This window comes from Streptosporangium sp. NPDC006930 (genome assembly GCF_040635605.1).
Taxonomy (GTDB): Bacteria; Actinomycetota; Actinomycetes; order Streptosporangiales; family Streptosporangiaceae; genus Streptosporangium.
This window is the reverse complement of the sequence record NZ_JBEYID010000002.1, coordinates 222,862-248,680: the sequence shown is the minus strand read 5'-3', so window position 1 is coordinate 248,680 and position 25,819 is coordinate 222,862. Positions and strand designations below refer to the sequence as shown.

The following is a 25,819-nucleotide window of genomic DNA, read 5'->3' as shown; positions in this document are numbered from 1 at the left end:
TCAGCGGTCGAGCTCGTCGAAGAGCGCCTCCCAGCGTTCCAGGACGCGAGGCAGCCGGTACCTCCTCATCCGCTCCCTGCCCCTCGCCCCCATCCTGCGGCGCAGCCCGGCGTCGGACATGAGGCGCTCCAGGGCGGCGGCGAAGCTCCCGGTGTCGCCCGGCTCGGCGAGTATGCCGTTGTCGCCGTCCTCGACCAGGGTTCTCACCCCCGCCGAGGCGTCGCAGGCCACGGCGGGCAGCCCGCAGGCCGCGCCCTCGGCGAGAACCAGCCCCCATCCCTCGAAGTCGCTGCTCAGGGTGACGATGGAGGCGTCCAGGTACTCGGCTTCGACGTTCTCGACCTGTCCGCGAAAGACGATCCGGTCGCCGAGCCCGGTCTGGGCGGCCTGCGCCTCCAGGGCCGCCCGAAGCGGCCCGTCACCGATGATGTGCAGCTCCCACGGCTCGGCGACGGCCGGGGCCGCGGCGGCGAAGGCGTCGATCAGCAGGTCGATCCGCTTCACCCTGACCAGCCGTCCGGCCGAGACGATCCGCGGGTTGCGCAGCGGGGCCGCCTCCTCGGGGAAGACGCTGACCGGGTTCAGCATGGTGCCGCAGTTGGCGAGCCGGTGCGCGGTGAAGGACGCGGCGTAGTCGTCGCACAGGAACAGCGCCTTGTCGAGGTGGGCGTAGTGCTTCTTGATGAGCTTGAGGTTCGGTGAGTCCACCGCCTCGGTGTACGACTGGTGGTACTGGCCGATCTTGGCGATGTGCGGCATGGGCAGGTCGGCGATCCAGTGGGCGGCCCAGGGCGAGGCGATGACCAGGTATCCGCCGCGCCCGCCGTCGATCCGGTCCGTCAGCCGCAGCAGCTTCCGCCTCGCGGTGGCGACCTCCTCCGGGCTCCTTCTCTGCCTGCCCCTGCGCCACGGCAGCGAGCGGGCGGCGGGCTCGGGGGCGGGCGTGTCGTACAGCGTGGCGTGCCGGTAGACGGGGTCGGCGACGTAGGTCTGCGGCTGCCGGGAGGGATTGATGCTGATCAGGGTCACCCTGTGCCCCCGCGAGCCGAGGCCCTGGGCCAGGGTGTGGATGACCCGCTGGGACCCGCCCATCGAGTCGCCGTCGGTGCTGAGGAAGAAGACGTCTCGCGATCTCAACGCATGACCTCCGGGAAGAACGCGTCCACGACCCTGCCGCTCGCCTGCCCGTCGTCGAGGCCGCACCAACGGTCGCGGAACTCCGCGTAGCGCTGCCGGTACCTCTCGGTGATCTCGGTGAGCCGCTCCAGCGCCTCGGCCAGCTCGCCCGGTTCGCGCAGCAGCGGCCCCGGGGCGACCTCGGCCAGGTCGAAGCAGACCCCTCGCTGGGCGGAGGCGTAGCGCTCGTAGTCGTCGACGTAGTAGAGGATCGGCCTGCCGAGACAGGCGTAGTCGAACATGATCGAGGAGTAGTCCGTCACCAGGACGTCCGAGGCGAGCATCAGGTCGTTGACCTCGGGGAACGCCGAAGCGTCCCGGACGAGCCAGCCGAGCGGGTCGGGCACCGTGAAGCGGTCGTACTGGTGGGCGCGCACCAGGATCACCCAGTCCGGGGGCAGCGCGCCGGCGAGGGCGGGCAGGTCGAGCCGGATCGAGTCGCCGCTGAAGCGCCTGTTGTCGCGATAGGTGGGCGCGTAGAGGATCACCCGCTTTCCCGCGGGGATCTCGAAGAACTCCCTCACCTGCCGCGCCCGCTCGCGTTGCGCCGGTTCCATGTGCCGCACCAGCACGTCGGTGCGCGGGTATCCGGCGTGGAGCAGCTCGCCCCTGAACCCGCTCGCCTCGGCGAAGTCGCGCAGGAAGTCGGGGCCCGGGGTGAGCAGCGCGTCCCAGCGTGCCACCGCCTCGGCGTACTTTCTGGCGAGGGCCGGCTGTGTCCGGTGCCTGGGCTCGTCCAGGCCCATCTTCTTGAGCACCTGACCGTGCCAGGTCTGCAGGTAGCGGGTGCCCCCGCGCTTGCGGTAGCAGTAGGGCAGGTTGTGGCTGTCCACCCAGTGCCCGGCGCGCGCCAGGGTCCAGGCGTAGCGGAAGGTGTCGCGCCGGACGAGACCGACGTCCTCGGGGAAACGTTCGGGAACGTCCGCGTGGGACCAGACCGCCCGCAGGCCGGTGGCGCGCCGCTGCAGTTCCTCGTGGACGTAGCGCGGGTTGCCGGTGTAGCCGGTGCCCTCGGCCGACTCGAACAGCACCAGGTTCCGGTTCACCGGCACCGTCATGCTGACCAGCCGGTAGAAGCGGCCCAGGTTGCGGGGGGTGGCGAGGTCGGCGAGCAGGCCCCGCCAGAGTTCCGGCACGCTCGGGAAACGCCGCTTGGCCGCGTGTCCTGGCCTGCGCGCCATGAGGCGGAACGGGAGGTCGGCGGACGCCTCGAGGACGAGGCGGCCGGAGCCCACCGTGCCCACGGAGGTGAACGAGAACCCCGGGACCGCGAGGAGGGGCCTGAGGTTCCCGCGCTCGCCCTCCTGGAGCGAGATCATGACCGCCTGCGGCCTGACGGCGTTGTCCGGCCACTCCAGGTCGGGCAGGGAGATCGTCACCGTCCCCTCCAGGATTCCCGTCCCCTCGGGAGGACCTCCCGTCATCCGCGGGATTCTCGTCCTCTCCGGCTCCTCCGGCTCCCACTGCCCTTCGAGCCCTCTCAGGGTCTTCTTCTCCCGTTCCTCCAGTGACTCGATCACGACGGGGGCCATCTGGACGGGGATCGAGGCGATCGTCCTCTTCCTGCCGCCGACGCGGAGCCACGCGGTCAGCGTGCGGCCGTCGAGCACTCGGCCGGGGTCGTAGGTTCGCAGGCGCAACCGGATCTGGTCCCTCGACGCCTGCAGGTCGATGAGCTCGTGCCGCAGCAGTGCTCCGGACAGTGGCTGCTCGGCCAGGCGCAGCTCGGTGACGTCCAGTTCGCTCCTGGCCTGCTCGTCCCCAGGGGGCAGCGTCCCCCAGAACACCCGATCGCCGTCCGTCGTGACCGCCCGGGGCGGAATGGAGTGCCTGCCCCCCAGCTCGACGGCGGCGAGCGCCGCCTCGGCTCCGCGCCGCTCGCGGACGAGCTGGAGGCACACCCGCTCCGCCCTGGTCAGTCGCTCGATCGCGGCGGGTTCGAGCGTGTCCACGTACGGGATGACGATGTCGGCGAAGTCGGAGATCCACGCCGGGTCACGCTGGGGCAGGTCGCCCAGGTACAGGCGCAGGTCGTGGGAGAGGAAGCGGAAGTCCTTGTCCTCCTTGAGGTCGAGGGAGTGGGTGTTCGCGAGGGCGCGGTCGCTCAGGACGGCGGCGGCGACGCGCTGGCGCACGTTCTCCAGCTCGTGCCGCCGCGACGAGATCGACCTGGTGGCGGGGGTGGCGGCGAGCAGCCAGCGGTAGACGGGCCACGGCACGACGGCGAACAGTTTGCTGCGGCAGAACAGCTCCGTCGACCAGACGATGTCCTCGTGGTGGATGTCCTCGGGAAAACGGATGCCGGTGACGTCGAGGAAGGTCCGCCGGTACAGCTTGTTGGTGGCGAGGCAGTTGAAGAGGAGTTCGGGTTCGGCGCGGATGCCGTCCACGACCCGTCGCTCCGCGAACAGCTGGGGGTACCAGAGGGTGACGGCGCCGGTCGCCTCGTCGACGCGCTCCACGGTGCCCATGACGAAGTCGGCGCCGGTCGCCTCCGCTTCGAGCAGGAGGCTCTTGCAGGCGTGTCTGGGCAGCTCGTCGTCGCTGTCGAGGAACATCAGGAAGGGCGAGCGGGAGGCGTCCATGCCCGCGTTGCGCGGCGCGCCGCAGCCACCGCTGTTGGCGGGCAGCCGCAGGTAGCGGACCCGGCCGTCCTCCTCGGTGAGCATCTTGGCCACCGCGGGGGTCTCGTCACCGGAACAGTCGTCCACGATGATCACTTCGAGGTTCTTGAGCGTCTGGCCGAGAACGGAGCGTACGGCCCGGGGTAACCGGGCCGCGTCGTTGTAGGTGATGACGATCACGCTGACGTCCGGGACCGTGTACGGCTGTGCTGTCATGGCGCGCAACTCCAAGGCGGCTGGGAGGAGAGCCTCGACCCGCGGTGGTCCGCGCTCGACGGAGCGGAGGCGGCGGAGGCAGGGCAAGGCGTCATGGGATCGCTGGTGTTGGATGTGGGCACTCAGCCCGAGGCGGACGTGTCGGCGAGGAGGACGGGGGCGTCACGGCCGGTGCCCCTCGCGGCCCTCGGCCGGTCCGCGTGCTCCTCGTGGTACTCCGCGTCGACGTTGACCTGCCAGACGTCGTGCCCGGCTCCCTCGACGACGTTCTCCACGGTCAGCATCGCGGTGAGCATGGAGTGGTCCTGGTTGTTGTACCGGTGCATGCCGTTGCGGCCGACCGGGTGGATCTCCGGCCACTCCACGTCGAGATACTTCCTGAGCACCTCGACGTTGCCGCCGTAACCGGCGTCGTAGACGGGGTAGGCCTTCGGCATCCGCACCACGTAGCCCTGCCGGACCGAGCCGGGGGTCACCAGGCCCAGCTGCTCCAGCTCCCGGGTGCCGAACGCGATGAGGTCGTCGTCCGGAGTGCGCCACAGGTCGTCGCCCTCGTCGACGAAGTACTCCAGGCCGAGACAGGTCCGTCCTGCCTGCACCAGGTACGGCGACCAGGAACCGTAGTTCTGCACCCGGCCGAGCCGGACCTCGGGGGAGTGGATGTAGATCCAGTTGTCGGGGAAGGAGAACCGCTCGGGGACGACCAGCGCGACGGTGAGGAAGTCGCGGTACCTCAGCCCCGCGGCGGCCTCCGCGACGACATCGGGCACGTCCGGCCCGAACGCGCGGATCAGGGCGTTGAGCGGCATCGAGGAGATGAGGTTGTCACAGTGCACCTCGCGGGTGGCGCCCCCGACACCGTCCTGGCGGGCACCGTCGTTCAGAAAGGCGCCGTCGTGGCGTAGGGCACCGCCGTACGGGCGAACGCCGTCGTCGTGGACGCCGCCACTCGAACGAAGGACACCGGCCCCCTCGCTCTCGCCGTCGTCGTGGCGGACGGTGACGGCGAGGCGGCCGTGGTGGCGGCGGATCCGTTCGACCCGGGCGCCGAGGTGGATGGTGGAACCCTGTTCGCGGACCCGGTCGGCGCAGGCCTCCCACATCATGCCCGGTCCCAGTTTGGGGTAGCGGAACTCCTCGATGAGACTCGTGATCTCCTTGCGGTTCCTCCCCGGCCTCAGCGCGGCGGCGATGGCCTTCCCCAGGGAGAGGTCCCTGATCCGCTGCGCGGCCCAGTCGGCCTGGATACTCGCGGCGGGAACGCCCCACACCTTCTCGGTGTAGGTCTTGAAGAAGATCCCGTAGAGCCGCCGGCCGAACCTGGCCGCGACCCAGCCCTCGAAGGTGGACTGGTCGGCGGGCGGCCTGATCCTGGCCCAGGCGTACGAGCCGACACACCGCAGGGATTCCAGGACACCGAGGTTGAGCAGGGCGTTGGACGCCCTGAGCGGGTAGTCGTAGAAACGGCCTCCGTAGTGGATGCGGCTCATTCTCGGGCGGAGCAGGAAGTCCTCCTCGCTGAGGATCTCGTTCCAGAAGTCCTCCACCCGAGGCACCTTCGTGAAGAAGCGGTGCCCGCCGATGTCGAAGCGCCAGCCGTCGCGTTCCTCCGTCCGGCTGATGCCGCCGACCACGCGGTCGGCTTCGAAGACCTGGCACGGGTGTCCTCGCCGGGCCAGTTCGTAGGCCGCGGTGAGCCCGGCGGGCCCCGCTCCCACGACCACTGTTGAGTCCATGCGTTTCCCCCCGCGAATGCCGTTTGCCGCGATCTCACCCGTCTCGGTCACCCGATCGTGTCGGACGGCCAGGGGGGACCGAAGGGTCATCACGTCTTACTAGGACGTGTGCATTCCCAGCCTTGACCTGGGCTTGGGGGAGGCGTTGCCGCGTCACGGGCCCGAGGATGGATCGGCCGGCCGCGGGAGATGTGCCGGAGATGGTCAAGTCTCGGTCAGCTCACTCCATCGCGGTCATATTTTGGGCTCGCCCGGCCTGGCACGGAGCCATGCTGCTGACGTGACGTCTACGTCGCGTTCATGGCCGCCAGGTTGTGTCGACGGGCACACGGGCTCCTTCCGCCGCTTTCCGGCGACCACTGGGCTTCCCGCCGCGCGCCCGTGACATCTTCCACGCTGAGTGGATCTTCGCCCGCGTGCCATGTCCGGCGTTCACGCCGATGGACCGGACTGTGAGCTTTCGACTACCGGAGGACCGATCGTGGCCCCAGTGAGCATCATCGTGCCCATATACAACGTGGAGCCGTACCTTGAGGCGTGTCTGGAGTCGTTGGTCGCGCAGACCTGGAGTGACATCGAGGTCGTCATGGTGGACGACGGCTCTCCCGACTCCAGTGCGGAGATCGCCGCGACCTTCGCCCAGCGTGACGCCCGGTTCCGGCTGATCCGACAGGAGAACGGGGGCCTTGGTACCGCGCGCAACACCGGCATAAGGCACGCCACCGGCGATTTCCTCGCCTTTTTGGACAGCGACGACATGCTCCCGTTGACGGCCGTCGAGACGATGGTGTGCTCTCTGACGGAGAGCGGATCCGACCTCGTCACGGGCAACGTCCTGCGCTTCAGCGGGCAGGGGGTACGCCAGTCGGCGATGCACAAGGCGATCTTCGCCAACTCCGCCAGACGGACCCACGTGACCGCCGACGAGATCCTGCTCAAGGACCGGCTGGTCACGAACAAACTCTGGCGGCGCTCCTTCTGGGACGAGCGGGAACTGAGCTTTCCCGAGGGGGTCCTGTGGGAGGACATCGCCGTCGCCCTGCCCGCCCACTTCCTCGCCGGAGCGGTGGACGTGCTGTCCACCCCGGTCTACCTGTGGCGGGAGCGGGAGGGGGAGAGCGTCTCGATCACGCAGAACCGGGGGCACCTCAAGGGGATCGAGGACCGGTTCGCCGCCGTCGACTCCGTACGGAACTTCCTCGTCGACACGGGGCGGACCCAGCACCTGAGGGCGTGGGACCGGATGGTCCTCGACAGCGACCTGCCGAACTTCCTGCAGGTGCTCGACCAGGCGGGGGAGGAGTTCCGCAGCCGCTTCCTCGACCTGGCGTGCGCCTACCTCGACAGGGCGGGGCCGAAGATTCTCCCGCTCCTGCCCGCGCAGCGCAGGGTGAAGTGGATCCTCGTCAAGGAACGCAGGATGAGCGACCTGCTCCAGCTGCTGGAGTGGGACAGGACGGTGAAGCCGACCGCCCGCGTCGTCGGGAGTGGCCTGCGCGGCTACCACCTCAACGTTCCCGTGCAGGTCGAGCGGTCCGCCACGCGGATGCGCGAGGAGCTGGACCTGCGCCAGCGGGTGGACAGCCTGGAATGGAAGGACGACAAGCTGGTCGTCGAGGGCCGTATCTCGCTGCGCTACCTGCGTCCCCGCAGGCGGATGCAGCAGCACCTCCTCGCCTGGCTCGTCCCAGAGGGCACCGGGGGCACCGAAGGCACCGAGGGCACCGAAGGTCGCAGGCGCAGGATCCGGCTCCCCGTCACGATCAGGCGGGGCCTGTCGCTGGTCGACACCGGCCCGCGCAGGCGCAAGGACTGGTGCGGGTTCCGGCTCACCGTCGACCCGGCCAGGCTCCCCGCCGGCTCGTCCTGGCGGATCGACCTGTGCGTGCTGTCCCGGGGGCTCCTGCGCAGGGGAAGGCTGGGGCAGCCGAGCCCGGCCGCGCGGCGGCTGGAGTTCACCGAGCGCGAGCCGGGGACCGTGGCGTGGACGGAGTGGACGCCCGCCGAGGAGTTCAGGCTCCGGGTGGAGCGGCCGGGTGGCCGGGTCACCGGCCACCGGGTGGCCGAGGGCAAGCTGAGGATCGGCGGCCGGTGCGACGACGACCTCGGCGCCGCGCCGGCGCTGCGGCTGATCCGGCCGCAGGGGGGCCGTGACCGGCGCTATCCGATGACCGTGTCGGACGGCGCCTTCGAGGCGGTGGTCGGCCTCGACGAGGTGCTGTCCGAGCGCTGGCCGGGGCTCGACCCGGCCGGCCTGGAGATGAGCGCGCTCAACCCCGGAGCCGAGTGGCACTTCGAGGTCGTCCCCGACGGCGGAAAGGCCCGGCCGCTGCTCGTCGCCCGCGACGTGGAGCGTGGCCTCTACCGGCTCCGCGGGCGCGACGTGGTGCTGAACCGGTCGCAGGCCGGTGGGCTCGTGCTACGCGAGCAGCGGCCGACGTTCTACGTGGAACGGGTGGAGTGGACCGACCTGGGCCACCTCAGGGTGACCGGGGCCCCGATGCGCCCGATCGACGGCCCGGCCTGGCTGGTCGTCACCTCGCGCAACCGGCTCACCGAGCGGCTCTTCCCACTCGTCGACGGCAGCGCCACGGTGACGCCCGAGGGGAGCGAGACGCTCGGTGGGTGGCTGCCGCTGCCGGCGGGCACGCACGGCTTCGCGATCCGTACCGGCACCGGCACCGGTGACATGCGCATGGAGTTCCGGCTGTCCGCGCCGCTGGAGCACATCTCCGCCACCCGTACGTTCGTCTTCGACACCGACCTGATGGACGAGGCCGTCTTCACCGTGAGCGACGACCTGCGCGCCTCGGGCAGGCCGAAGCAGCAGCGGTTGCTGCGCGAGGACTTCTACCCCGCGAGGTGCCAGGAACCGCTGCGGCCCGCCGTCCTCTTCGACAGCTACGGGGGCAGGCAGTTCTCCGACAGCCCGAAGGCGATCTACGAGGAGCTCGTGCGGCGGGGTTCCGACCTGGAGTTCATGTGGGTCGTGCGGGACGGGCAGGTGGAACTGCCCGAGGGGGTGACGCCGATCCGCCGGTACGGGCGGGAGTTCTTCGAGGCCCTCGCCCGCTGCAGGTACATCGTGACCAACAGCCACCTGCCCTCCTGGTTCGAGCGCAGAGGGGGGCAGACGGTGCTGCAGACCTGGCGGGGCACGCCGTTGAAGCGCGTCGGGTTCGACGTCGAGAAGGTGCCGTTCGCCAGGCCCGACCAGCACGAGCGGCTCGCCAGGGCCGTCGCCCGGTGGAGCCACCTCATCTCGCCGAGTCCCTGGTGCACCTCGATCCTGGACGGTGCCCTGCGGTTCGAGGGGGAGATCCTGGAGATCGGCTCCCCTCGTGACGACCTGCTGCGTCGCGCCGGAGCCGAGCGGATCGGGGAGATCCGGGAGCGTCTCGGCCTGCCCGAGGACAAAAAGGTCATCCTGTACGCCCCGACGTGGCGCGACGACAAGCTCTACAGCAGGGGACGCTACCGGCTCGACCTGCGCCTCGACCTTCGGCACATGGCGGAGAAGCTCGGCGAGGACCATGTGCTCATGATCCGCAAGCACCCGAACGTCACGGACAGGCTGCCCAGGGTCGGCACGGACTTCCTCTTCGATGTCTCGATATATCCGGACATCCAGGAGCTTTACCTGGTCGCGGACCTGCTGATCACGGACTACTCGTCGGCGATGTTCGACTTCGCGGTGACCGGCAAGCCGATGTTCTTCTTCACCTACGACCTGGAGCGCTACCGCGACGAGGTGCGCGGCTTCTACCTCGACTTCGAGGCCGAGGCCCCCGGGCCGCTGCTGCGGACGACCGAGGAGGTCGTGGCGGCCGTGCGGGACGCCGACGAGGTGCCCGGTGAGTACCGGAAGTCGTACGACGCCTTCACCGCCAGGTTCTGTCCGCTGGAGGACGGCGGCGCGGCGGCCAGGGCCGTGGACCGGATCTTCCGGTAGCCGCCCTTCGTCCTCACGAAAGGCCGGGGAAGCCCTCCTCGGCCTTTCGTGTCCTTCAAGCGCCGGAGCCCCATGGCGCGGGTCGGTCAAGAAGTGGCATGGAGATCTTCCAGTAGTTACAGAGCGTAGATGACAGGAGACACCGCGTGGCCATGCTGGAACGCATGAGGGCCTATTCGTTGGACGACGTTCTCGCGACCCGGAAACGAAAAGACTCCTGGTGGACCGTTTTCCTGGTCGACCCGGTGGCGTGCAGGCTCACCCTGCTCGTCGCCAACCACACGTCCATCACCCCCAACGGGCTCACCCGTTTCTCCCTGATCCTCGGAATGTGCTCGGCGATCTGTTTCGCGTCAGGACGGCTCGCCGCGGGGGCACTGCTGTTCTACGTGAGCTTCATGGTCGACTGCATGGACGGGAAGATCGCCCGGCTCAAGGGGACGGGGACGGCGTTCGGGCTCTGGCTCGACTACGTGGGCGACCGGATCAGGGTGCTCTGCTGCGCCGCGGGGCTGGCGTCCGGGCAGTACGTGGTGACGGGGGACGTCTCCTACATCCTGCTGGGTGCCGGGGTGGCCGTCCTCGACCTGTTCCGCTATGTGAACGCGCCGCAGATGAAGCGCGTGCGCGAGGTGGTCAGGGAGAACCGGCTCGGACGGCCGGTACCCGTCGAGTCCGTGGTGACCGTGGGATCCCCCAGGGCGGGGGAGGCGCCGGTGGCCGCCGGGCACACCGTCCACGCGGGACGCCTCAGGCCCGTCGAGGTCATCACGCCCCGCGAGCCGCTGCGAGTCGCCGGATTCGAGGACCGGGAAGAAGACCGTGAAGAGGTTCGCGGCGAGAACCGGGGAGAGGACGGGGCCGTACGGCGGGGGCCCAGGAAAGGCAGGCGCCCGAGGCTGCCCCGCAGGTTCACCCGCCTCCTGGCCCGCCACCGGGTGCGGACCCACCTGATCAGCGGTATCGAGTTCCACGCCGCCGTGTTCGTGGTCGCCCCGCTGGTCGGGACGGTCGCCCTGGTACCCCTCGCGGTCGCGGCGGGGGTCCTGCTTCTGCTGAACGAGGTCGTTCTGATCTACCGAATGTGGCTCTTCGCCCGGGTGGTGCCCGTCGTACCGCTCGTCGGAAAGGCGCCACGCATATCTGTTTGACCAAGCTTTACGGGGGTTCGTTGTCATGCAGTCCGACCGCCCGATCTTCGTGATCGGTTGTCCGCGTTCCGGCACCACGATGTTGCAGCTCATGCTGCACTCGCACCCGCGCATCGCGGTGCCTCCGGAGACACGGTTCGTGGTGCCCGGCTACTACCGCAGGTTCTCCTTCGGGGACCTGCGCGAGGAACGCAACCGGCGCAGGGTCGGCCGGTGGATCGTGAGCGACAAGGACACCAAGTTCAAGGAGCTCAAGCTCGACGGGGACAGGCTGATCGACGACATCGTCGCCGGTCCGCCCACGCTGGGGTCGGCGATGGGAATCACCTTCCGCTCCTACGCCGAGCAGTACGGCAAGAGCCGCTGGGGTGACAAGCGGCCCAGCTACTACCACCACGTGGACCTCCTGCTGCGGCTGTTCCCCGACGCCCAGTTCGTGCACCTGATCAGGGACGGCCGCGACTGCGTGGCGTCGCTGAAGGAGATGCCCTGGTACACCAAGGACGTCTTCCACGCGGCGGTCAACTGGAGCGAGGCGATCGACTACGGCCGCCGCCACGCCAAAAGGCTCCCCGCCGACAGCTACTACGAGCTGCGCTACGAGGACCTGACGGCCTACCCGGAGACCGAGCTGAGCAAGCTCTGCGACTTCCTCGGCGAGGACTACGACCCGGCGATGACCGAGCCGTACCACGTCGCCAGGGTGGCGATCCCGCAGCACAAGGTCTGGCACAGCCACACCCACGGCGACGTCACGACGGCGAGGGCGGGGTCGTGGAAGGCCAGGCTGGAGCCCTGGGAGATCTCGGTGTGCGAGACGGTGCTCGGCGACCGGCTCACCGCGAACGGCTACGAGCTGAGCGGCGCCCCCAAGGCGAGCAAGACCCACGTCGAGGCGTGTGAGAAGGCGGCGTCCAAGCGGCGCTGGGCACGCAGGCGCAAGGAGATGCGCGACCGCGTCAACCGGTTCCGCGAGCCGAGCCCGGTGGCCGCGAGGCTCACCAGCCGGCAACTCGGCGAGCTTGCGAAGGTCTGAGATGAAGCCCGATCGCCCGATCTTCATCCTGGGCTGTCCCCGCTCGGGGACCACGATGCTGCAGCTGATGCTGCACGCCCACCCGCGCGTCGCCATCCCGCCGGAGACCCGGTTCATGGTCTCCGCCTACCAGCGGCGGCTCCAGTTCGGCGACCTCAACGACGCCGCGCACCGGCGCGAGCTGGGCGAATGGGTGGTCGACCGGCGCCAGTCGCGCTTCCACGAGCTGGAACTGGACCGCGACGAGGTGCTCGAGCAGATCGTCGGCGGGCCGCCGACGCTCGGCTCCGCGCTGGGCATCGTGCTGCGCGCCTACGCGGCCAGGCACGGCAAGCCGCGCTGGGGTGACAAGCGACCCTCGTACTTCCAGTACACCGACGTGCTGCTGCGGCTGTTTCCCGACGCCCAGTTCGTGCACCTGATCAGGGACGGCCGCGACTGCGTGGCGTCGCTGAAGGAGATGCCCTGGTACAACGGGACCGTCTACAGCGCGGTCTCCGCCTGGGCCGAGGCGATCGACTTCGCCAGGCACGGCGCGCCGAAACTGCCGGGCGGCAGCTACCACGAGCTGCGCTACGAGGACCTGACCGCGGAGCCGGAGGCTCACCTGCGCAGGTTGTGCGAGTTCCTCGGTGAGGAGTTCGACCCCGCCATGTGCGATCCGGGCTCGGTGGCCGGCATCGCCGTACCCGCCCGCAAGACCTGGCACGCGCGCACCTTCGGCGAGGTGACAACCGTGCGGGCCGGTTCGTGGCGTGACCGGCTCGACCCCGGCGAGATCTCGCTGTGCGAGAGCGTGCTCGGGGACCGGCTGCAGACGTACGGGTACGAGCTCACCGGGGCGCCGAAGGCCGAGACCTCGCGGTTGATGTCCTACGAGCGGACGGCGGCCAGGCGGAAGCTGACCCGAGTGAAAAGGGTGACGTTCGACCGGTTGATCCGGCTCCGCGAGCCGAACCCGCTGGGGGCACGGCTCACCTCCGCCCAGATCGTGCTGGCGGGGGTGCCGATGCCGCGCACCGAGCCCGTCGCGGCCGGCAGGTGAGGGGCTTCTCGCCGGTCCGGCACGCGGCCGGCATCCCGCCGAACAGGACTTTCCGCCGGTGGTACGCGGTCAGGGTGTGATCCGGACAGGGCTTCCCGCCGGTGGTACGCGGTCAGGGTGTGATCCGGGCAGGGCTTCCCGCCGGTCCGGGGGACGGTCAGCGGGTGATCTGGTCGAACAGGGCCTCCCAGCGGTCCAGGACGTGGTCGGGGCGGAACGCCTCGACGTGCGCGCGGGCGGCGGCTCCCAGCCGCCGCCGCTCCGCGGCCGAGGCGATCAGCCCGGCCAGCGCGGCGGCGAGCCCGGCCACGTCGGCCGGGGGCACCAGCACCCCGGTCTGCCCGTCCAGTACGAGTGACCTGAGCCCGCTCGACACGTCGAACGCCACCGAGGGAACCCCGTAGGAGGCAGCCTCGCCGACCACCAGCGGCAGCCCCTCGTGCTCGCTGGACAGCGCGAGCAGCGACCCGTCCATGTACTCGTCCGCCATCCGGGCCGCGGGCACCGCGCCACGGAACACCACCCGGTCGCTCACCTCGCACTCCGCGGCGTGCGACAGGAGCCGTTCCAGCTCGGCCCCCTCGCCGATCAGGTGCAGCTCCCAGCCCTCACTCACCTCGCGACGGGCCCTCACGAGATTCGGGTGATCGCCGTCGCCCTCTGTGCCCCCGTGTCTTGGACGGCCGCACGCCCGCGCGAAGGCCGAGATCAGCCGGTCGAACCGTTTCACGCCCTCCAGCCTGCCGACCCCGAGCACCCGGCGGGCGGTGAGGCTCGCGGTCCGCGAAGGCCAGACGGGCAGCGGGTTCGGGATGGACCAGGTGTTGGGCAGCAACGCGTGCTCGGAGAACAGCCACGCGTCCTCCTCGCTGAGGAACACCGCCTTCTCCAGGGCGCCGTAGTGGCCGCGGACCGAGCCGAGGTGCCACGATCCCCGCGCGTGCTCGTAGGACCCGTGGTACTGCCCGATCGGCAGCAGTCGTTCGGGCAGCAGTTCTCCGATCCGGGTGACCACGCTGGGCGAGGAGAGCACCGCGAACCCCGGCCCCACCTCCCGCAGCAGCCTGTCGAGCGCCTGCCGCTCGCGACGCCTGCCGAGCCGCGAGAGCCTTCCCACCGGAGCCCGGTGGATCACGTGACTGGTGTAGCGAGGCAGTTCCACATAGCGGAACGGCTTCTCCGACCGGTGCAGCCCGATCACGTGCACCTCGCGGCCCCGTTCCGCCAGGCCCTGCGCCACGGTATGGGTGACGCGCTGGACGCCGCCCAGGGTGTCGGCGTCCAGGCACGCGAACACCACCGCCCCCCTGCGCCCGCCGTTCACCGCGACCGTCCGAGCAGCGGCAGACGGGCCAGGTGCCGTGGCACGGCCGGGGGGCGTTCCCGCACGTCGGAGGGGAGATGGGCCTGGGCGTGCCGAGGTTCGAAGAAGGCGTCCACCACCTTCGCCGAGGCATGCCCCTTCTCGTCGGCGCACCACGTCCTGCGGAACGCGATGTACCTGGAGGCGAACGCCGCCGTCGTCCCGTCGAGATCGCGCAGCACCTCGATCAGCTCCTCGGTCGTGGTGAGGCAGGGACCGGGGGCGATCGCGGGCAGGTCGTGATAGACGCCGCGTTCCACCCTGCGGTACTCGTCCCAGTCGTCGATCAAGAACAGCATCGGCCGCCCGGTGACCGCGTAGTCGCACATCAGCGACGAGTAGTCGGTGAGCAGCGCGTCCGAGAGCAGGATCAGGTCGTTCACCTCCGGATAGGAGCCCGCGTGCCGGACGAAGTGACGCAGGTGCTCGGGCACCTCGAACCGCTCGACCGGGTGGGTCCGCAGGATCACCGTCCAGTCGCCGGAGAGAGCCTCGGCCATCGCGTCCAGGTCGGCCCTGACCGACTGCCCGGACCCCTTGGCCCGGTCGCGGTAGGTGGGGGCGTACAGCAGCACCCTGGACCAGTGCGGGATCTCCAGTCGCCTCCTCGCCCGCCCTGCCGCCTCCCGGTCGCCGTGCACGAGCACGTCACAGCGAGGAGAACCGTGCCGCAGCAACCGCCCCCGGTAGCCGTTGGAGGGCACGAAGACCCGCTCGAACTCGGCGCTGGGCGAGACCAGCGCGTCCCAGCGATCCACCGCGGCCCGCCAGGTCGCCCTCGGCCCGTCGAAGTCGGCGCGCAGGTCGGGCGCGTCGAAGCCGACCGACTTGATGCCCTGGCCGTGCCAGGTCTGCAGGTAGCGGGTGCCCGGCGGTTTCGGATAGGCGAGCGGCATGCCGTGGCTGTCGACCCAGTAGCCCGCCCTCGCCATGGTCCAGATGTGGCGCCAGCTCATCCGCCGTACCAGCCTGACGCCGGAGGGAAAGTGCCCCCGCGCCGTGGCGGCCGACCACACCATCCTCATCGGCGCGCCGCGTCGCCTGAGCTCCTCGTAGATGTAGCGCGGGTTCCCCGTGTATCCGGTGCCGACATCGGCCTCGAACAGGGCGAGGTCCCTGCGCGCGGGCAGCACGGAGATCAGGCTTTTGTAGACGCGGAGCTTCACCTCCGGCCCGCTCACCTTCCTCAGCAGGCGGGTGGCGGCCCGCTTGAGCCTGGGCAGCTGCCGCAGCAGCCCCTGGCGGCGCCAGAGCACCCGCAGGAACGCGGCGTTCCCCTCCGCCTTGACGACGACCTCGTGGCACAGGACGGTCGTGGCGAACGGCGCGGTGGACGGGTCGACGAGCAACCGGTCGGCGGTGACCCGCCCGTCGGGGTTGAGGATCTCGATCACCGGGTCGTAGCGGCCCTCGAAGCCCAGGCGGCCGTGGTGGATCGTGGTGAGGTCGATCGTCGCCTCGCTCAGATAACCGCCGTCCGGCTGCTCGCGCGGTTCCAGCCGCAGCCGATCGTTCCTGAATCGCAGGTACGCGGTCCAGCCGGGCGTGGCGGCGAGCACGCCGAACGGGTCGTACGTCGTGATCGCGAGCCTGATCAGCGAGCCCTTGCCGGTGACGACCGCCTCGTGGCGCAGCCGGGAGGCGCTGTAGGGAAGCTCGGCCATCCGGAGCGAGGTGATCTCCCGCCTCTCGTCGGGGACCGCGCCCCAGTAGGTGCGCCCCCCTTCCCGTACGGCGACGCGCGGCGGGGCCTTCGGGCCGTTCAGCGACCGGGCGGCCACCAGCAGCTCGTCGGGCCTGCCGTCGAGGATGAAGCTGCAGCAGACCCGCATCAGCGGGTCGATCGTCTCGAACACCACCGGGTCGAGCTCCGCCAGGTAGGGGCGGACCACCGAGACGAACTCCTCGATCCACGCCGGGTCGCGCGAGGGCAGCGGGTTGAGATAGACCCGCAGGTCCTGGCGGATGAAGCGGCGCTGCCGCTCGTGTACCAGGTGGCCGAGGTCGTTGTCCCGCAGGATGTCGTCGCTGAGGCGGGCCGCCCTGATCCTGGAGCGGACGTTCGCCATCTCCGTCAGGCACAGCGAGATCGACAACCGGGCCTCGCTCTCCGCCGAGGCCCGGTGCCAGATGTAGACCACCCAGGGGACCACGGCGAACCGCCGCGCCGTGCAGTACAGGGCGGTGCTGAAGACATGGTCCTCGTAGTGCATGTCCTCGCGGAACGGCACCTGCCGCAGCAGCTCGGCCCGATACAGCTTGTTGGTGCTGAAGGAGTCGAGGAACATCTCCGGCTCCTGGTCGATCCCCTCGACCGTCCTGCGCCTGGTGAACAGCGCGGGGTAGTAGCGCGCGGTCTTCCCGCTCCGCTCGTACAGCCGGGTGATCTGTCCGGTGACGAAGTCCGCGCCGGTCCTCTCGATCTCCAGCAGCATGCTCTTGCAGGCGTGCCTCGTCAGCTCGTCGTCGCTGTCCAGGAACATCACGTACGGCGCCCGCGCCGCCGCCACGCCCCTGTTGCGCGGGACCCCGCACCCCCCGCTGTTGACCTCCCCGCGCAGGTAGCGGACCCTCGGGTCCTTGCGCTGCAACTGCCGGGCCACCCTCTCGGTGTCGTCGGTGCTCGCGTCGTCCGCGATGATCACCTCGATGTCGCGCAGGGACTGCCGGAGTACGGACCGCACGGCCCTGGCCAGCCGTGGGGCATCGTTGTAGGTGATGACCACAACGCTGCATTCCGGGATATTGATCACGACCCGAGATATTCCCGGGAAAAAGTAGGCGGTTGTCCTACTTGTCCACTGATGACACTGTTTTTGGCGTTGTGTGGAACGGGCAGTTCCGAACCGTTCCGGTCTCCTGCTCGGGTCGGCGAACGAAGACGTGGAGCCTGGAGCGGGCCTCGCGCCGGGTGGCTCGCCGGCGCTCAGCGATTCCTGTCGCGCCGTCGGGCGGCCAGCCACAGTACGGCCATCACGGCGAGCACACTCACCGTCATGCCGGTGAGCAGACCCAGGATGGTGTCGAGGCTGCCGTCGAGCTTCGTCTCGGCGGCCCGGAACACCGGCACCAGGGTCACCGCCATGAGCACCAGCAGGCCGACGATCAAAGCGTAGAACCACGGACTGAAGAAGACGCTGCGTCCCGGCGTTCGCGGCGGCGCGGCCAGCTCCGCGGCGGGCCCCAGGCTCGCGGCTTTGGGCCGTTTGAAGTATTCGAAGCACACCCACCTGCCGCACGGCTCCCAGCCGTCGGGGGCGAGCAGGTCGAGCACACCTTGGCGCCGGCCGGGCGAGACCAGCTCTCTTCGGTACTCCCATTGCTGAGGGTGCTCGGGGTCTCGGATGCTGACGAACAAACCCTTCGCATCGACCCTGTCGACCTCCCAGCCCTGGGCCCCGTACTCGTTGAGCAGCCTGACGTCGTGGAACACGTCGGCGGTCCAGCTCCAGCTACGGGCGGCGGCGGGCGGGGCCGGGGGGACGGCCAGCTCGCGGGCCAGTTCGGCCACCGGCCCGAACTCCTCCTCGGGGGCGCCGCTACTGCTCTCGGCGAGATAGCCGGCGAGGTCCTCCACCATGGCCCGGATCCGGTCGTCGGGCATCCCCGCCTCGGCCAGAACCGCGGCGAGCTCGTCGAAGTAGTCACCGGTGGTCTTGTCGACAGGGCCGTTCATCGAAGCCTTCCTTCCGGGACGCTCGTCTCGGTGTGGCCCTTGGCCAGTACGGCGCGTACCGACTCGTCGAAGTTCAACCAGAGCCCGCTCTGCTCGGAGAGTGTCTGCCTGCCCTGGTCGGTGAGCCGGTAGTAGCGGCGGCCGGGCCCGCGCTCGGTCACCCGGAACTCGGCGGTGACCAGTCCCGCCTCCTCCAGCCGGTTGAGCACCGGGTAGAGCGTGCCACCCTTGATCTGACCAAGGCCGGATTCGGCGAGGTCTTTGGCGATCTCGTAGCCGTAGTTCTCGCCGGCCGTCAGGCTGGCGAGAACCAGCAGGTCGAGCACACCCTTGAGCCAGCTCGCGCGTCGGTCGCTCGTCATGGTAGCGATCCTACCTAGCCTGTGTGCCCGACTACCTCACGTCGCGGCTGCGGGGTGAACACCAGGCCGCGAAGGTCGATCAGCACGTGCAGCAGGATCGGCATGAGGAGGCTGCCGGTCCTCAGGTAGACCCAGGTCAGGCCGAAGCCGACCAGGGCGACCGCGAGCATGCCGCGCCGGCCCTGGTAGAGGTGACCGGCGACGAACACCGCCAACGCGCAGCAGGCCGCGACCTCCTTGCTCAGGCCGAGCGCGCCCGTGCCGATCGCGATGAGCAGACCCCGATAGATGATCTCCTCGGTGACGCCGGCGGTCACCGACAGGCCCGCGGCGTACCAGCGCTCGACCGGGGTGCGCGGCAGCAGGTGGTTGAAGGACCGCTGGTCGGGGACGGGCTTGCTCCGGGCGGCCAGCCACCTGAGGACGAGCAGGGCGACCGCGGCGCCGACCAGGACGCTGGCGATCGTGCCGAGGGTCTCGTCCAGTGGCTCCGTGAGCACCAGGCCGATGTCCGCGGCGTCGAGGTTCGGCTCCACGGCGACGATGAGCAGCGCCACGGCGGCCAGTGCCCACAGCTCGGCGCTCCAGAGCGTGAACATCCGGCGGTAGGCCGTGGGGTCCTGGTCGCGGGTGCGGGCCAGCCTGTCGTAGGAGTGCTTGCCGAGCAGGGGGGTGGCGACGGCGAGGTAGCCGACGAGGACGACCGTCAGGACAAGCGTCAGAGGGGATGACAAGGGGGATCTCCTTAAGTGCTCTGCTACTTAAACCGTAGAGCAACCTAGTTAGGAATACAACCTAGATTGCGGCGAGGAGTCCGCAAGGGCTGGAAGCGGAGCCGGACGGTGAGGTCATCGACCGATTCGCAGGGAACCCGCCGCACCTCGGCGAGCGGGGTGGATGCGCCTTCGGGGGATCTTTCTCGCCTCCGCGAGTCGCGACCCGCTCGCGACCGGCCAGGGAAAGCGCGAAGCGGTATACGCGCTGATGTACGCGACAGGACGAGGAGGAGGGCGAAGTGGCATAGGCGTTGATGTCCACGGGGCGCCCGGGACGGTCCCGATCAACCGCGCGCTACTTGAGAAGTATGTGGAGATCTTCAGGCGCCGGGCGCCAATGAGCTCGCTCTTTTCGACCATGCGCGATAGACAGGTCTAGCGTGTTTGTCCTGAAGATGTCCGCCCAGATCCATCAGGGGACCGGGGTAGGCGCTTTTCTTGGCGGCCGGTCAGCCTGGCAGGCTCAGCGTGGAGAACATGTCGAACCGGACCGTGCGCGTGGTCTCTTCGATCCAGAACTGGCAGAACACCATCTGCTCCTCATGCCACGTATCTGGTATGCGGCTGCGCCACAGGTTGGGAAAACCCTCCACCCGAGCAGCCCCCTGATATGGATCCGTGTGGCGATCCAACGCCCAGTCCACGACCGCTCTGAGGACCTCCTTGCGAGCTGCGGACGCGGGCTCGTTCAGCTCCCAGATATCCAGAGCATTACGCAAATTGACCAGTTTGTAGGGGGCGGAGTCAGGCACGGGCCGCCAGCCACGCGCGGATGTCCTCCGGGCTGTCCGGGGCGGCCGGTTCGGCTCGCCGCTGTTCGATGCCATCCAGCATGCGGGCGAACTCGGCGTGATCAGGCTGCGGCTCGTCTTCGTCGTCGTCAACCTGGTTGGCGAAGAACTCTTGCAACCACTCCAGCTCTATTCGGGCTTTTCCTCCTGGGGGCCGACCGCGGTCGGCACGCTGCCAGGGGGCTTCGGAATGGGTGAGATTTTCCAGGTCCGTCGCGGTTAAGCCGCCGTACCTGCTGAGGACGTAGCCGATGGTGTTCAACTCGGCTTCCGTCAGCTCGGGAGGCTCTTCGATGAGGGCGCCGTACTTCTCGTCTCCCCAGACCTGTCCGACGACTGGCCCCATGTCCCATGCGGAGATCGACTCTCGGAACAGAGGCTGGCCGAAGGCGGCGAGGTGGTGCCCTTGGGCGTAATAGAGCAGCTTGTGGAGCTTTTTGACGCCCATGCCGGGTTGCCGCTGACGGAAGGCGGCGGCGATGGCGTGGGCCGAGAGGGGCATGGGGTCAGGATATGGTTCATGCCCGGTGGGGTGAGGGTTTTTGGTCATTCTTCGATCCCGAACATGTGTTCCATCATGGCTGGTGGGTGTGACAATTCCCCGCCCGAGGTCCGGTCAACCCCCGTCGCCCGTAAACATCGCAGTACCCCATAAGCCCGGATCCTCGACGGGTTCGAGGACTTCAATCGCTGGGCCTGGCTTCCGGACTCACTGGCCTACCCGCGAACTGGTCCTCTGGTGGATCAATGCGACCTCAGGGGATGGTTCTCCAGCCGACCAGTCACTCGGCCGCCGCTCCCCGACGATGTCGTGTCAACAGGCTGCGAAGGTCAGCCGAAAGCGGTGTCGATATCGTCGGCCAAGGCCTGGGCCGAGACGGCGACGAGCATCAGTGCGGGGGCGGCGGCGTCCTTCGGCACCCCGTACCAGAATCCGCTCCATGGTCCGAACCAGATCAGCCAGTCGGTGTAACGAGCGTTCATCTCGGCCTGGGTGGCGGCAACGGATGTCTGGGGAACCAGGGGAGAGCCGTCCATGAACTGTTGAGAGGCGGGGGTGCGCCAGTCCAGTTCGGCCCAGACCACCCTGCCCGTTTGGTCGCCGTCGACGCCCTGCCGAACCGCCAGTGCGGCCACCAGTGCCAGCCCGCGGCCGCCGGAGGCGTTCTCGTCCCGGCAGCGCACTACGGGGTTGGTGAGAGCGCCGCCGTCCAGGACCGAGATTCTCGCTCTGAACCTGTCTTTGCCGAGGGGAAGCTGCGTCACCTCGACGACGAAGGCTCCACCACGTCCGCTGGCCGTATGGCAGATCGCGTTCGACGTCAGTTCCGAGGTGATCAGGATCAGGTCGTCCAGTAGAGGGCTGGACGCCAGCAGCGTCTTAACGAAGTGTCGGGCTTCACCGATCTGCTCCTGAGCACCCGGGAAGGCCCTACGCCAACGCATTGCCGTACTCCTTCGCGCGACACCCGGAAGGGTGCGACGGACAATGCTTTTGTGGAACCGAGCGCCTGTTCTGGCCTTTGATCATTTTTGCTCCAGATTACGTACTAGTTGTACGAATTCTCGAAGCCAACCCCTCGCTTGTAACTCTCTGAGGTCAAGCGGACTCGCAGGGTGGCATTCCCTTACGATGGCCTCTCGCCTCAGAGCAGGCAAGTCGTTTCCGAGAAAATTTTCTCGTAAAAACCAACCTGATGGAGGGGGGGGATGCGGCACACTGTGTCGCGTGAGATTGACGGAGGGTTGTCGTGGCCGGTGAGCCTCTACCGCCGACGCCGACGGTGCGACTACGCCGCCTGGGTGCGGCTTTGCGCCGCTTGCGGGAAGCGGCGAATCTAACGTTGGAGGAGGCCGGCGCTCAGCTGGAACGCAGTCTGTCCTCGCTTAGCAAGATCGAGAATGGTCGCGTACGCATCCCACCCCGTGATCTGCGGGCCATCCTTGACTTCTATGGAGTCAATGAGGAGCGGGCCAGAGAGGCGTTGCTTCTCCTGTCACGGGATGCCCGTAAACGCGGCTGGTGGCAGCGCTATGGCGATGTGCTGTCGCCCTCCTACCTCGACTTCATCAGTCTGGAAGCGGACGCCGCCGAGATCTGCACCTTCGAGACCGGCCTGGTCCCCGGGCTGCTGCAAACCCAGGACTACGCCAGGGCGGTCATCGCGGCGGTCCCCGACAGCGGTGGCGTCGCTCGCGACGTCGATCAGCTCCTGGCGGTGCGTATGGCCCGTCAGGAAGTTCTCCGTCGTGAACATCCCCTCACCCTCTGGGCGATCGTGGATGAGGCATTACTGCACCGTCATATCGGCGGACGAGAGGTGATGCGCTCTCAGTTGCGGCATCTGCTCCAGGTTGGCGAAAGCAACCATGTCACTTTGCAGGTCCTGCCCTACACCGTGGGTGCCCATGCCGGTATCAATGGCCCGTTCACCATCCTGGAGTTCCCGGAGATCGCGGACTTGGACGTCGTGCTCCTGGAGAGTCAGACCAGCGGGTTGTATTTGGAACAAGCGGAAGAAGTCCGCCGCTATAGGACTATTTTCAACCATTTACGTGCTTCGGCGAAGTCCGCAGCGGCTTCCCGGGGGATGATTGAGGACATAGCCAAGCAGCTATGACGACAGGAGATGGCAGCGGCGTGTCCCGATCAGATCTGTCCAATGTCAACTGGCGCAAGAGCAGTCTCAGCGGTAGCGACCACAACTGTGTGGAGGTCGCCTTCCTGAGCGGTGGTGCTGTGGCCGTCCGTAACTCCAACCATCCCGATGCCGGAACAGCGGTGTTCACCCCCGCCGTGTGGACGGCCTTCATCGATCGCGTCAAGAGTCACGAGTTCGACTCTTAACCAAGAGGTACGGGCCTGTTCGATCGAAGACCAGGACCTTCGGCTCCGGCAACCTCCTTCACCACTCTCACCCCATCGTTGTCTGATGCACTGGCCTGAACGTCCACTGGGGCCGTATCGACTACCCAGAGGTTCCGGCTGCTTCCGCTGAAAGGGGCGGCGAGAAATGAGGGAAGGGTGGGGTGCCCGTCGGGCAAGAAGGGGTGTCTTGTCCTTCTGGCAAGGGAGCCCCTTGCATGATCGCTGTTTCTGATCCGGCCTCGCTGGTCGACCGGGAGCGGTTCGCCGCCGTCTTCGACGCCCACTACGAGGAGATTCGCCGCTACATCGGGCGGCGGCTCGGCCTCGATGTCGCCGAGGATCTGGCCGCCGAGACGTTCCTGATCGCCTTCCGTCGGCGCGACCGGTTCGATGCCGCCAGGGGCGAAGTCCGGCTCTGGCTGTACGGCATCGCCACCAACCTGATCGGCCGTCACCGCCGGGCCGAGATCCGCCGCTATCGGGCGCTGGCCAGGACCGGACCGCCTCCCGACGACGACGGCCACGATCAACGGGTTGCCGAGCGGGTGACGGCGGGGGTCACGGTCGGTCGGTTGTCAGGGGCGTTGGCACGGCTGTCCAAGGGCGAGCGCGACGTGGTGCTGCTGATCGCGTACGGAGGGCTGACCTACGAGGAGATCGCCGAGGCGCTCGGGGTCGCCTACGGCACGGTGGCCTCCCGGCTCAGCCGGGCGAGGACCAAACTGCGCGACGCGCTGGGAGTGGAGGTCTGTTGAACGAGTTCCGGTTCATTGACGATGTGATGCCCGACGTCCCGCTCGCCGATCCGGCGAGAGTCGCCGAGACCAGGGCCAGAGCGCTGAACGACGCGAGGCTCTCACAACAACGGTTCGCAGGACGGCCCCGTAGCCGTTTCGGATGGGCGGTCGCGGCCGTTGCCACGGCAACGGTGGTCGCGTTCGTGGTAACCGTGCCCCGCCTGGGGCCGGACGCCGCACCTCAGGCGGGAGGGCCGGGAGAGGTGCTGGAGGCGGTGGCCGACCGGGCGGCGGCGAGACCGAAGTCTGTCGAGAGCCTGTACTGGCGGGCGACCACCCAGTTGTTCCTGCGGGTGCGGGTCAACGGCTACGTCGTCGACGACTGGGGCCGGCAGACGCTCTGGTACAGCCCTACTCTGCCCACGGTGCGCGAATGGACCAGGCTCGGTACGGTGCCGTCCACGGCGAAGGATCGTGCCGCGTGGGAGCGGGCCGGTTCGCCGGAGCTTTGCGCGTCGCACCGCGACTGTGACGTCAACCTTCCACCGATCGACCGGACCCTTGTCATGCCGGATTCCTCGAATCGGCCGGCACGTCCCCTGCGGGTCTTCAACGTGCCCATGGACGTGAAGGAGGTCATGGAACTGCCGGAGAAGCCGGAAGATCTCAGAGCCAGGCTTCTCATGTACTGGCCCGCGTACAGCAAGGCGAAGCCGAAAGGGCCTGATGAGACAGTGGACGACTGGCTCTGGTCACTGGGCTCCTCCCTCCTGTGGGACGCGCCCATCTCGCCGGGTACGGGCGCGGCCGTCTACCGGATGCTGGCGGCTCTCCCCGGTGCCCGGATCATCGACACGGCCCAGGGACCCTACGGGCGTGTGGCGATCGCACTGGCACGCAAATCCTCGTTCGAGGGTACAGAGAGCCGAATTTTGATCGACCCCTCCACCGGCGACCCGCTCGGCCTCCGCAAATTATTGGTGACGGCCAGGGACGGCATGTCATCCGGCACTGTGATCACAACAATTACCGTTGGAAAGTCCGGTTGGACCGACACGTCGCCTCACGTACCCGAAGGCTGCACGTCGGACGACGTCGAGAAGTGCGTTCGCTGACGATCGCGGGAGGCGCTCTGACAGCTGGTCAGTGCCGTAGGGCGCGGCGGATCAGCCAGGTGAGCAGGATGAGGGCGGCCAGGGCGGCGACCAGGGGGCCGATGCGCTTGAGCAGGGGCATGCCCGCCACCTCCAGGAGGTTCAGGGCCTCCTCCTCCGGGCTGAGCGAGGTGCGCGAGGTGCCCGCGGGGTGGCTCTGGCGGGACTCGGCCTCCTCGTTGACGGAGAGGCCGGGCGGTGTGGGCACCGCGCTGAGGTGACGTCCCGGGGTGGCCGGGCCGCCGGGGGCGTTCAGCCCTTCCGGGCCGCCGGGACCGCCCAGTCCGGACGCCGCCGCGCTCGCTTCCGGGCCGCCGGGGCCTTCCGCGCCGTGGCCCGTGGAGCCCGCGGGGCCGGGGAACGCCGAGCCGGTGGTGCCGGGGCTCTCGGCGTCGGGGGCCGTCGAGCCTGCGGGGCCGGTGAACTCGTCCGAGCCGGTTGGGTTTTCCGAGTCGGCAGGGCGTGCGGGGCCGGGGCCCCAGGTCTCCGAGATCGCTGGGACGTCGTCGACCGGCCCCGGCTTCCGGGGCGCGCTCCAACCGCCCACGCCGGCCGTCCCCGAGGGCGTCTCCGAGGCCGTTTCCACACCGGGACCCTCGCCCAGCAGGCGGGAGAGGTTGGCCTCGAACTTGTCGATCAGCTTCCCGCCCACCTCGGTCAGCACGCCCCGGCCCGCCTGGGCCGGGCGGCCGGTCACGTCGAAGGAGGTGTCGACGGTGACCCGGGTGTCGCGACCCTGGGGGTGCAGGCGCGCGACGACCGTGGCACCGGCCGTGCCCGGACCTTTGGCCTCCTTGCCGGAGGCCCTGATGGTCATGGTGTGGGTGTCCTCGTCCACCTTCTCGAAGGCGACGTCACCCTGGTACGTCACCGTGATCGGCCCGATCTTCATCTTCATCCGGCCGGTGTAGGAGTCGCCCTCGGCCCTGTCCACGGCGGCACCCGGCAGGCAGGGCGCGATCCGCTCGACGTCGAGCAGTACCGGCCACGCCTGCTCGACAGGCAGGGGAACCGTGAACTCGTGCTCGAACCGCATCGCCATCGCTCCGCTCCTTGCCGGTCGGCCGCTGTCGCGACATTACGACTACACGGGGGCGTATCGCCAGTATGCCGCCCTGGAATCCCTTTTGGCCCTCACGGCGGCCCGTGTCCACG

20 protein-coding genes are annotated in these 25,819 nt (G+C 68.9%); 8 read left to right on the top strand and 12 right to left on the bottom strand.

The genetic code is table 11. The annotated features are described in order from the left end of the window. From ABZ664_RS04400 to ABZ664_RS04390, 3 genes are all read right to left on the bottom strand, one after another. Nucleotides 1-1,137: a glycosyltransferase gene (locus ABZ664_RS04400; RefSeq protein WP_362502829.1), complete on the bottom strand. Its 1,137-nt coding sequence runs from the start codon at nt 1,135-1,137 to the stop codon at nt 1-3. Beyond that, nucleotides 1,134-4,016 (bottom strand): bifunctional glycosyltransferase family 2 protein/CDP-glycerol:glycerophosphate glycerophosphotransferase, encoded by a 2,883-nt coding sequence (locus ABZ664_RS04395; protein ID WP_362502826.1) that lies wholly within the window; start codon nt 4,014-4,016, stop codon nt 1,134-1,136. The genes ABZ664_RS04400 and ABZ664_RS04395 overlap by 4 nt, the downstream gene beginning before the upstream one ends. Nucleotides 4,017-4,138: 122 nt before the next feature. Continuing rightward, the gene (locus ABZ664_RS04390) at nt 4,139-5,752 is read right to left on the bottom strand and encodes an NAD(P)/FAD-dependent oxidoreductase (protein WP_362502823.1); all 1,614 of its coding nucleotides are present in this window, start codon (nt 5,750-5,752) and stop codon (nt 4,139-4,141) included. Nucleotides 5,753-6,242: 490 nt separating this feature from the next. On the opposite strand from ABZ664_RS04390, the gene ABZ664_RS04385 reads away from it, so the two are divergent. The 4 genes from ABZ664_RS04385 to ABZ664_RS04370 all read left to right on the top strand — a co-directional run bounded on the left by ABZ664_RS04385 (nt 6,243) and on the right by ABZ664_RS04370 (nt 12,936). Then, nucleotides 6,243-9,704 (top strand): bifunctional glycosyltransferase family 2 protein/CDP-glycerol:glycerophosphate glycerophosphotransferase, encoded by a 3,462-nt coding sequence (locus tag ABZ664_RS04385; protein ID WP_362502820.1) that lies wholly within the window; start codon nt 6,243-6,245, stop codon nt 9,702-9,704. A 164-nt stretch (nt 9,705-9,868) separates the two neighbouring features. After that, nucleotides 9,869-10,855 (top strand): CDP-alcohol phosphatidyltransferase family protein, encoded by a 987-nt coding sequence (locus tag ABZ664_RS04380; RefSeq protein WP_362502817.1) that lies wholly within the window; start codon nt 9,869-9,871, stop codon nt 10,853-10,855. Nucleotides 10,856-10,880: 25 nt separating this feature from the next. Then, nucleotides 10,881-11,891, top strand: a complete 1,011-nt coding sequence (locus ABZ664_RS04375; protein ID WP_350943382.1) for a sulfotransferase — start codon at nt 10,881-10,883, stop codon at nt 11,889-11,891. 1 nt (nt 11,892) lies between these two features. Further along, nucleotides 11,893-12,936 carry a sulfotransferase gene (locus ABZ664_RS04370; RefSeq protein ID WP_362502814.1) on the top strand — a complete coding sequence of 348 codons (1,044 nt, stop codon included), beginning with the start codon at nt 11,893-11,895 and terminating at the stop codon, nt 12,934-12,936. Nucleotides 12,937-13,093: 157 nt separating this feature from the next. Here ABZ664_RS04370 and ABZ664_RS04365 read toward each other — a convergent pair whose 3' ends face one another. The 8 genes from ABZ664_RS04365 to ABZ664_RS04330 form a co-directional block, all read right to left on the bottom strand. Beyond that, nucleotides 13,094-14,260, bottom strand: a complete 1,167-nt coding sequence (locus ABZ664_RS04365; RefSeq protein WP_362502811.1) for a glycosyltransferase — start codon at nt 14,258-14,260, stop codon at nt 13,094-13,096. Then, nucleotides 14,257-17,052, bottom strand: coding sequence for a CDP-glycerol glycerophosphotransferase family protein (locus ABZ664_RS04360; RefSeq protein ID WP_362502807.1), 2,796 nt, complete (start codon nt 17,050-17,052; stop codon nt 14,257-14,259). The genes ABZ664_RS04365 and ABZ664_RS04360 overlap by 4 nt, the downstream gene beginning before the upstream one ends. Before the next feature lie 173 nt (nt 17,053-17,225). Next, nucleotides 17,226-17,975 (bottom strand): hypothetical protein, encoded by a 750-nt coding sequence (locus ABZ664_RS04355; RefSeq protein WP_362502804.1) that lies wholly within the window; start codon nt 17,973-17,975, stop codon nt 17,226-17,228. Further along, complete coding sequence (locus ABZ664_RS04350; protein WP_362502801.1) at nt 17,972-18,337, bottom strand: PadR family transcriptional regulator; 366 nt, start codon at nt 18,335-18,337, stop codon at nt 17,972-17,974. The genes ABZ664_RS04355 and ABZ664_RS04350 overlap by 4 nt, the downstream gene beginning before the upstream one ends. 14 nt (nt 18,338-18,351) lie before the next feature. After that, nucleotides 18,352-19,071 (bottom strand): CPBP family intramembrane glutamic endopeptidase, encoded by a 720-nt coding sequence (locus tag ABZ664_RS04345; RefSeq protein WP_362502798.1) that lies wholly within the window; start codon nt 19,069-19,071, stop codon nt 18,352-18,354. 491 nt (nt 19,072-19,562) lie between these two features. Further along, nucleotides 19,563-19,865: a hypothetical protein gene (locus ABZ664_RS04340; protein ID WP_362502795.1), complete on the bottom strand. Its 303-nt coding sequence runs from the start codon at nt 19,863-19,865 to the stop codon at nt 19,563-19,565. Then, entirely contained in the window at nt 19,858-20,406 is a 549-nt protein-coding gene (locus ABZ664_RS04335) for a Panacea domain-containing protein (RefSeq protein WP_362502792.1), read from the bottom strand. The genes ABZ664_RS04340 and ABZ664_RS04335 overlap by 8 nt, the downstream gene beginning before the upstream one ends. A 329-nt stretch (nt 20,407-20,735) precedes the next feature. Beyond that, nucleotides 20,736-21,350: an ATP-binding protein gene (locus ABZ664_RS04330; RefSeq protein WP_362502788.1), complete on the bottom strand. Its 615-nt coding sequence runs from the start codon at nt 21,348-21,350 to the stop codon at nt 20,736-20,738. 305 nt (nt 21,351-21,655) lie between these two features. On the opposite strand from ABZ664_RS04330, the gene ABZ664_RS04325 reads away from it, so the two are divergent. The 4 genes from ABZ664_RS04325 to ABZ664_RS04310 all read left to right on the top strand — a co-directional run bounded on the left by ABZ664_RS04325 (nt 21,656) and on the right by ABZ664_RS04310 (nt 24,625). Next, complete coding sequence (locus tag ABZ664_RS04325; protein WP_362502785.1) at nt 21,656-22,525, top strand: helix-turn-helix transcriptional regulator; 870 nt, start codon at nt 21,656-21,658, stop codon at nt 22,523-22,525. A 20-nt stretch (nt 22,526-22,545) separates the two neighbouring features. Continuing rightward, nucleotides 22,546-22,752 (top strand): DUF397 domain-containing protein, encoded by a 207-nt coding sequence (locus tag ABZ664_RS04320; RefSeq protein ID WP_362502782.1) that lies wholly within the window; start codon nt 22,546-22,548, stop codon nt 22,750-22,752. Between the two features lie 236 nt (nt 22,753-22,988). After that, nucleotides 22,989-23,528 (top strand): RNA polymerase sigma factor, encoded by a 540-nt coding sequence (locus tag ABZ664_RS04315; protein WP_362502779.1) that lies wholly within the window; start codon nt 22,989-22,991, stop codon nt 23,526-23,528. Next, nucleotides 23,525-24,625 carry a CU044_5270 family protein gene (locus ABZ664_RS04310; protein ID WP_362502776.1) on the top strand — a complete coding sequence of 367 codons (1,101 nt, stop codon included), beginning with the start codon at nt 23,525-23,527 and terminating at the stop codon, nt 24,623-24,625. Before ABZ664_RS04315 ends, ABZ664_RS04310 begins: the two co-directional genes overlap by 4 nt. Before the next feature lie 28 nt (nt 24,626-24,653). Here ABZ664_RS04310 and ABZ664_RS04305 read toward each other — a convergent pair whose 3' ends face one another. After that, complete coding sequence (locus ABZ664_RS04305) at nt 24,654-25,706, bottom strand: SRPBCC domain-containing protein (RefSeq protein ID WP_362502773.1); 1,053 nt, start codon at nt 25,704-25,706, stop codon at nt 24,654-24,656. Nucleotides 25,707-25,819 lie beyond the last annotated feature (113 nt).

What these genes read in the sequence shown, in the direction of transcription:
- ABZ664_RS04395 (WP_362502826.1), bottom strand. Translation starts at nt 4,016, where the DNA reads ATGACAGCACAGCCGTACACGGTCCCGGACGTCAGCGTGATCGTCATC.
- ABZ664_RS04390 (WP_362502823.1), bottom strand. Translation starts at nt 5,752, where the DNA reads ATGGACTCAACAGTGGTCGTGGGAGCGGGGCCCGCCGGGCTCACCGCG.
- ABZ664_RS04380 (WP_362502817.1), top strand. Translation starts at nt 9,869, where the DNA reads ATGAGGGCCTATTCGTTGGACGACGTTCTCGCGACCCGGAAACGAAAA.
- ABZ664_RS04375 (WP_350943382.1), top strand. Translation starts at nt 10,881, where the DNA reads ATGCAGTCCGACCGCCCGATCTTCGTGATCGGTTGTCCGCGTTCCGGC.
- ABZ664_RS04370 (WP_362502814.1), top strand. Translation starts at nt 11,893, where the DNA reads ATGAAGCCCGATCGCCCGATCTTCATCCTGGGCTGTCCCCGCTCGGGG.
- ABZ664_RS04355 (WP_362502804.1), bottom strand. Translation starts at nt 17,975, where the DNA reads ATGAACGGCCCTGTCGACAAGACCACCGGTGACTACTTCGACGAGCTC.
- ABZ664_RS04350 (WP_362502801.1), bottom strand. Translation starts at nt 18,337, where the DNA reads ATGACGAGCGACCGACGCGCGAGCTGGCTCAAGGGTGTGCTCGACCTG.
- ABZ664_RS04335 (WP_362502792.1), bottom strand. Translation starts at nt 20,406, where the DNA reads ATGCCCCTCTCGGCCCACGCCATCGCCGCCGCCTTCCGTCAGCGGCAA.
- ABZ664_RS04330 (WP_362502788.1), bottom strand. Translation starts at nt 21,350, where the DNA reads ATGCGTTGGCGTAGGGCCTTCCCGGGTGCTCAGGAGCAGATCGGTGAA.
- ABZ664_RS04315 (WP_362502779.1), top strand. Translation starts at nt 22,989, where the DNA reads ATGATCGCTGTTTCTGATCCGGCCTCGCTGGTCGACCGGGAGCGGTTC.
- ABZ664_RS04305 (WP_362502773.1), bottom strand. Translation starts at nt 25,706, where the DNA reads ATGGCGATGCGGTTCGAGCACGAGTTCACGGTTCCCCTGCCTGTCGAG.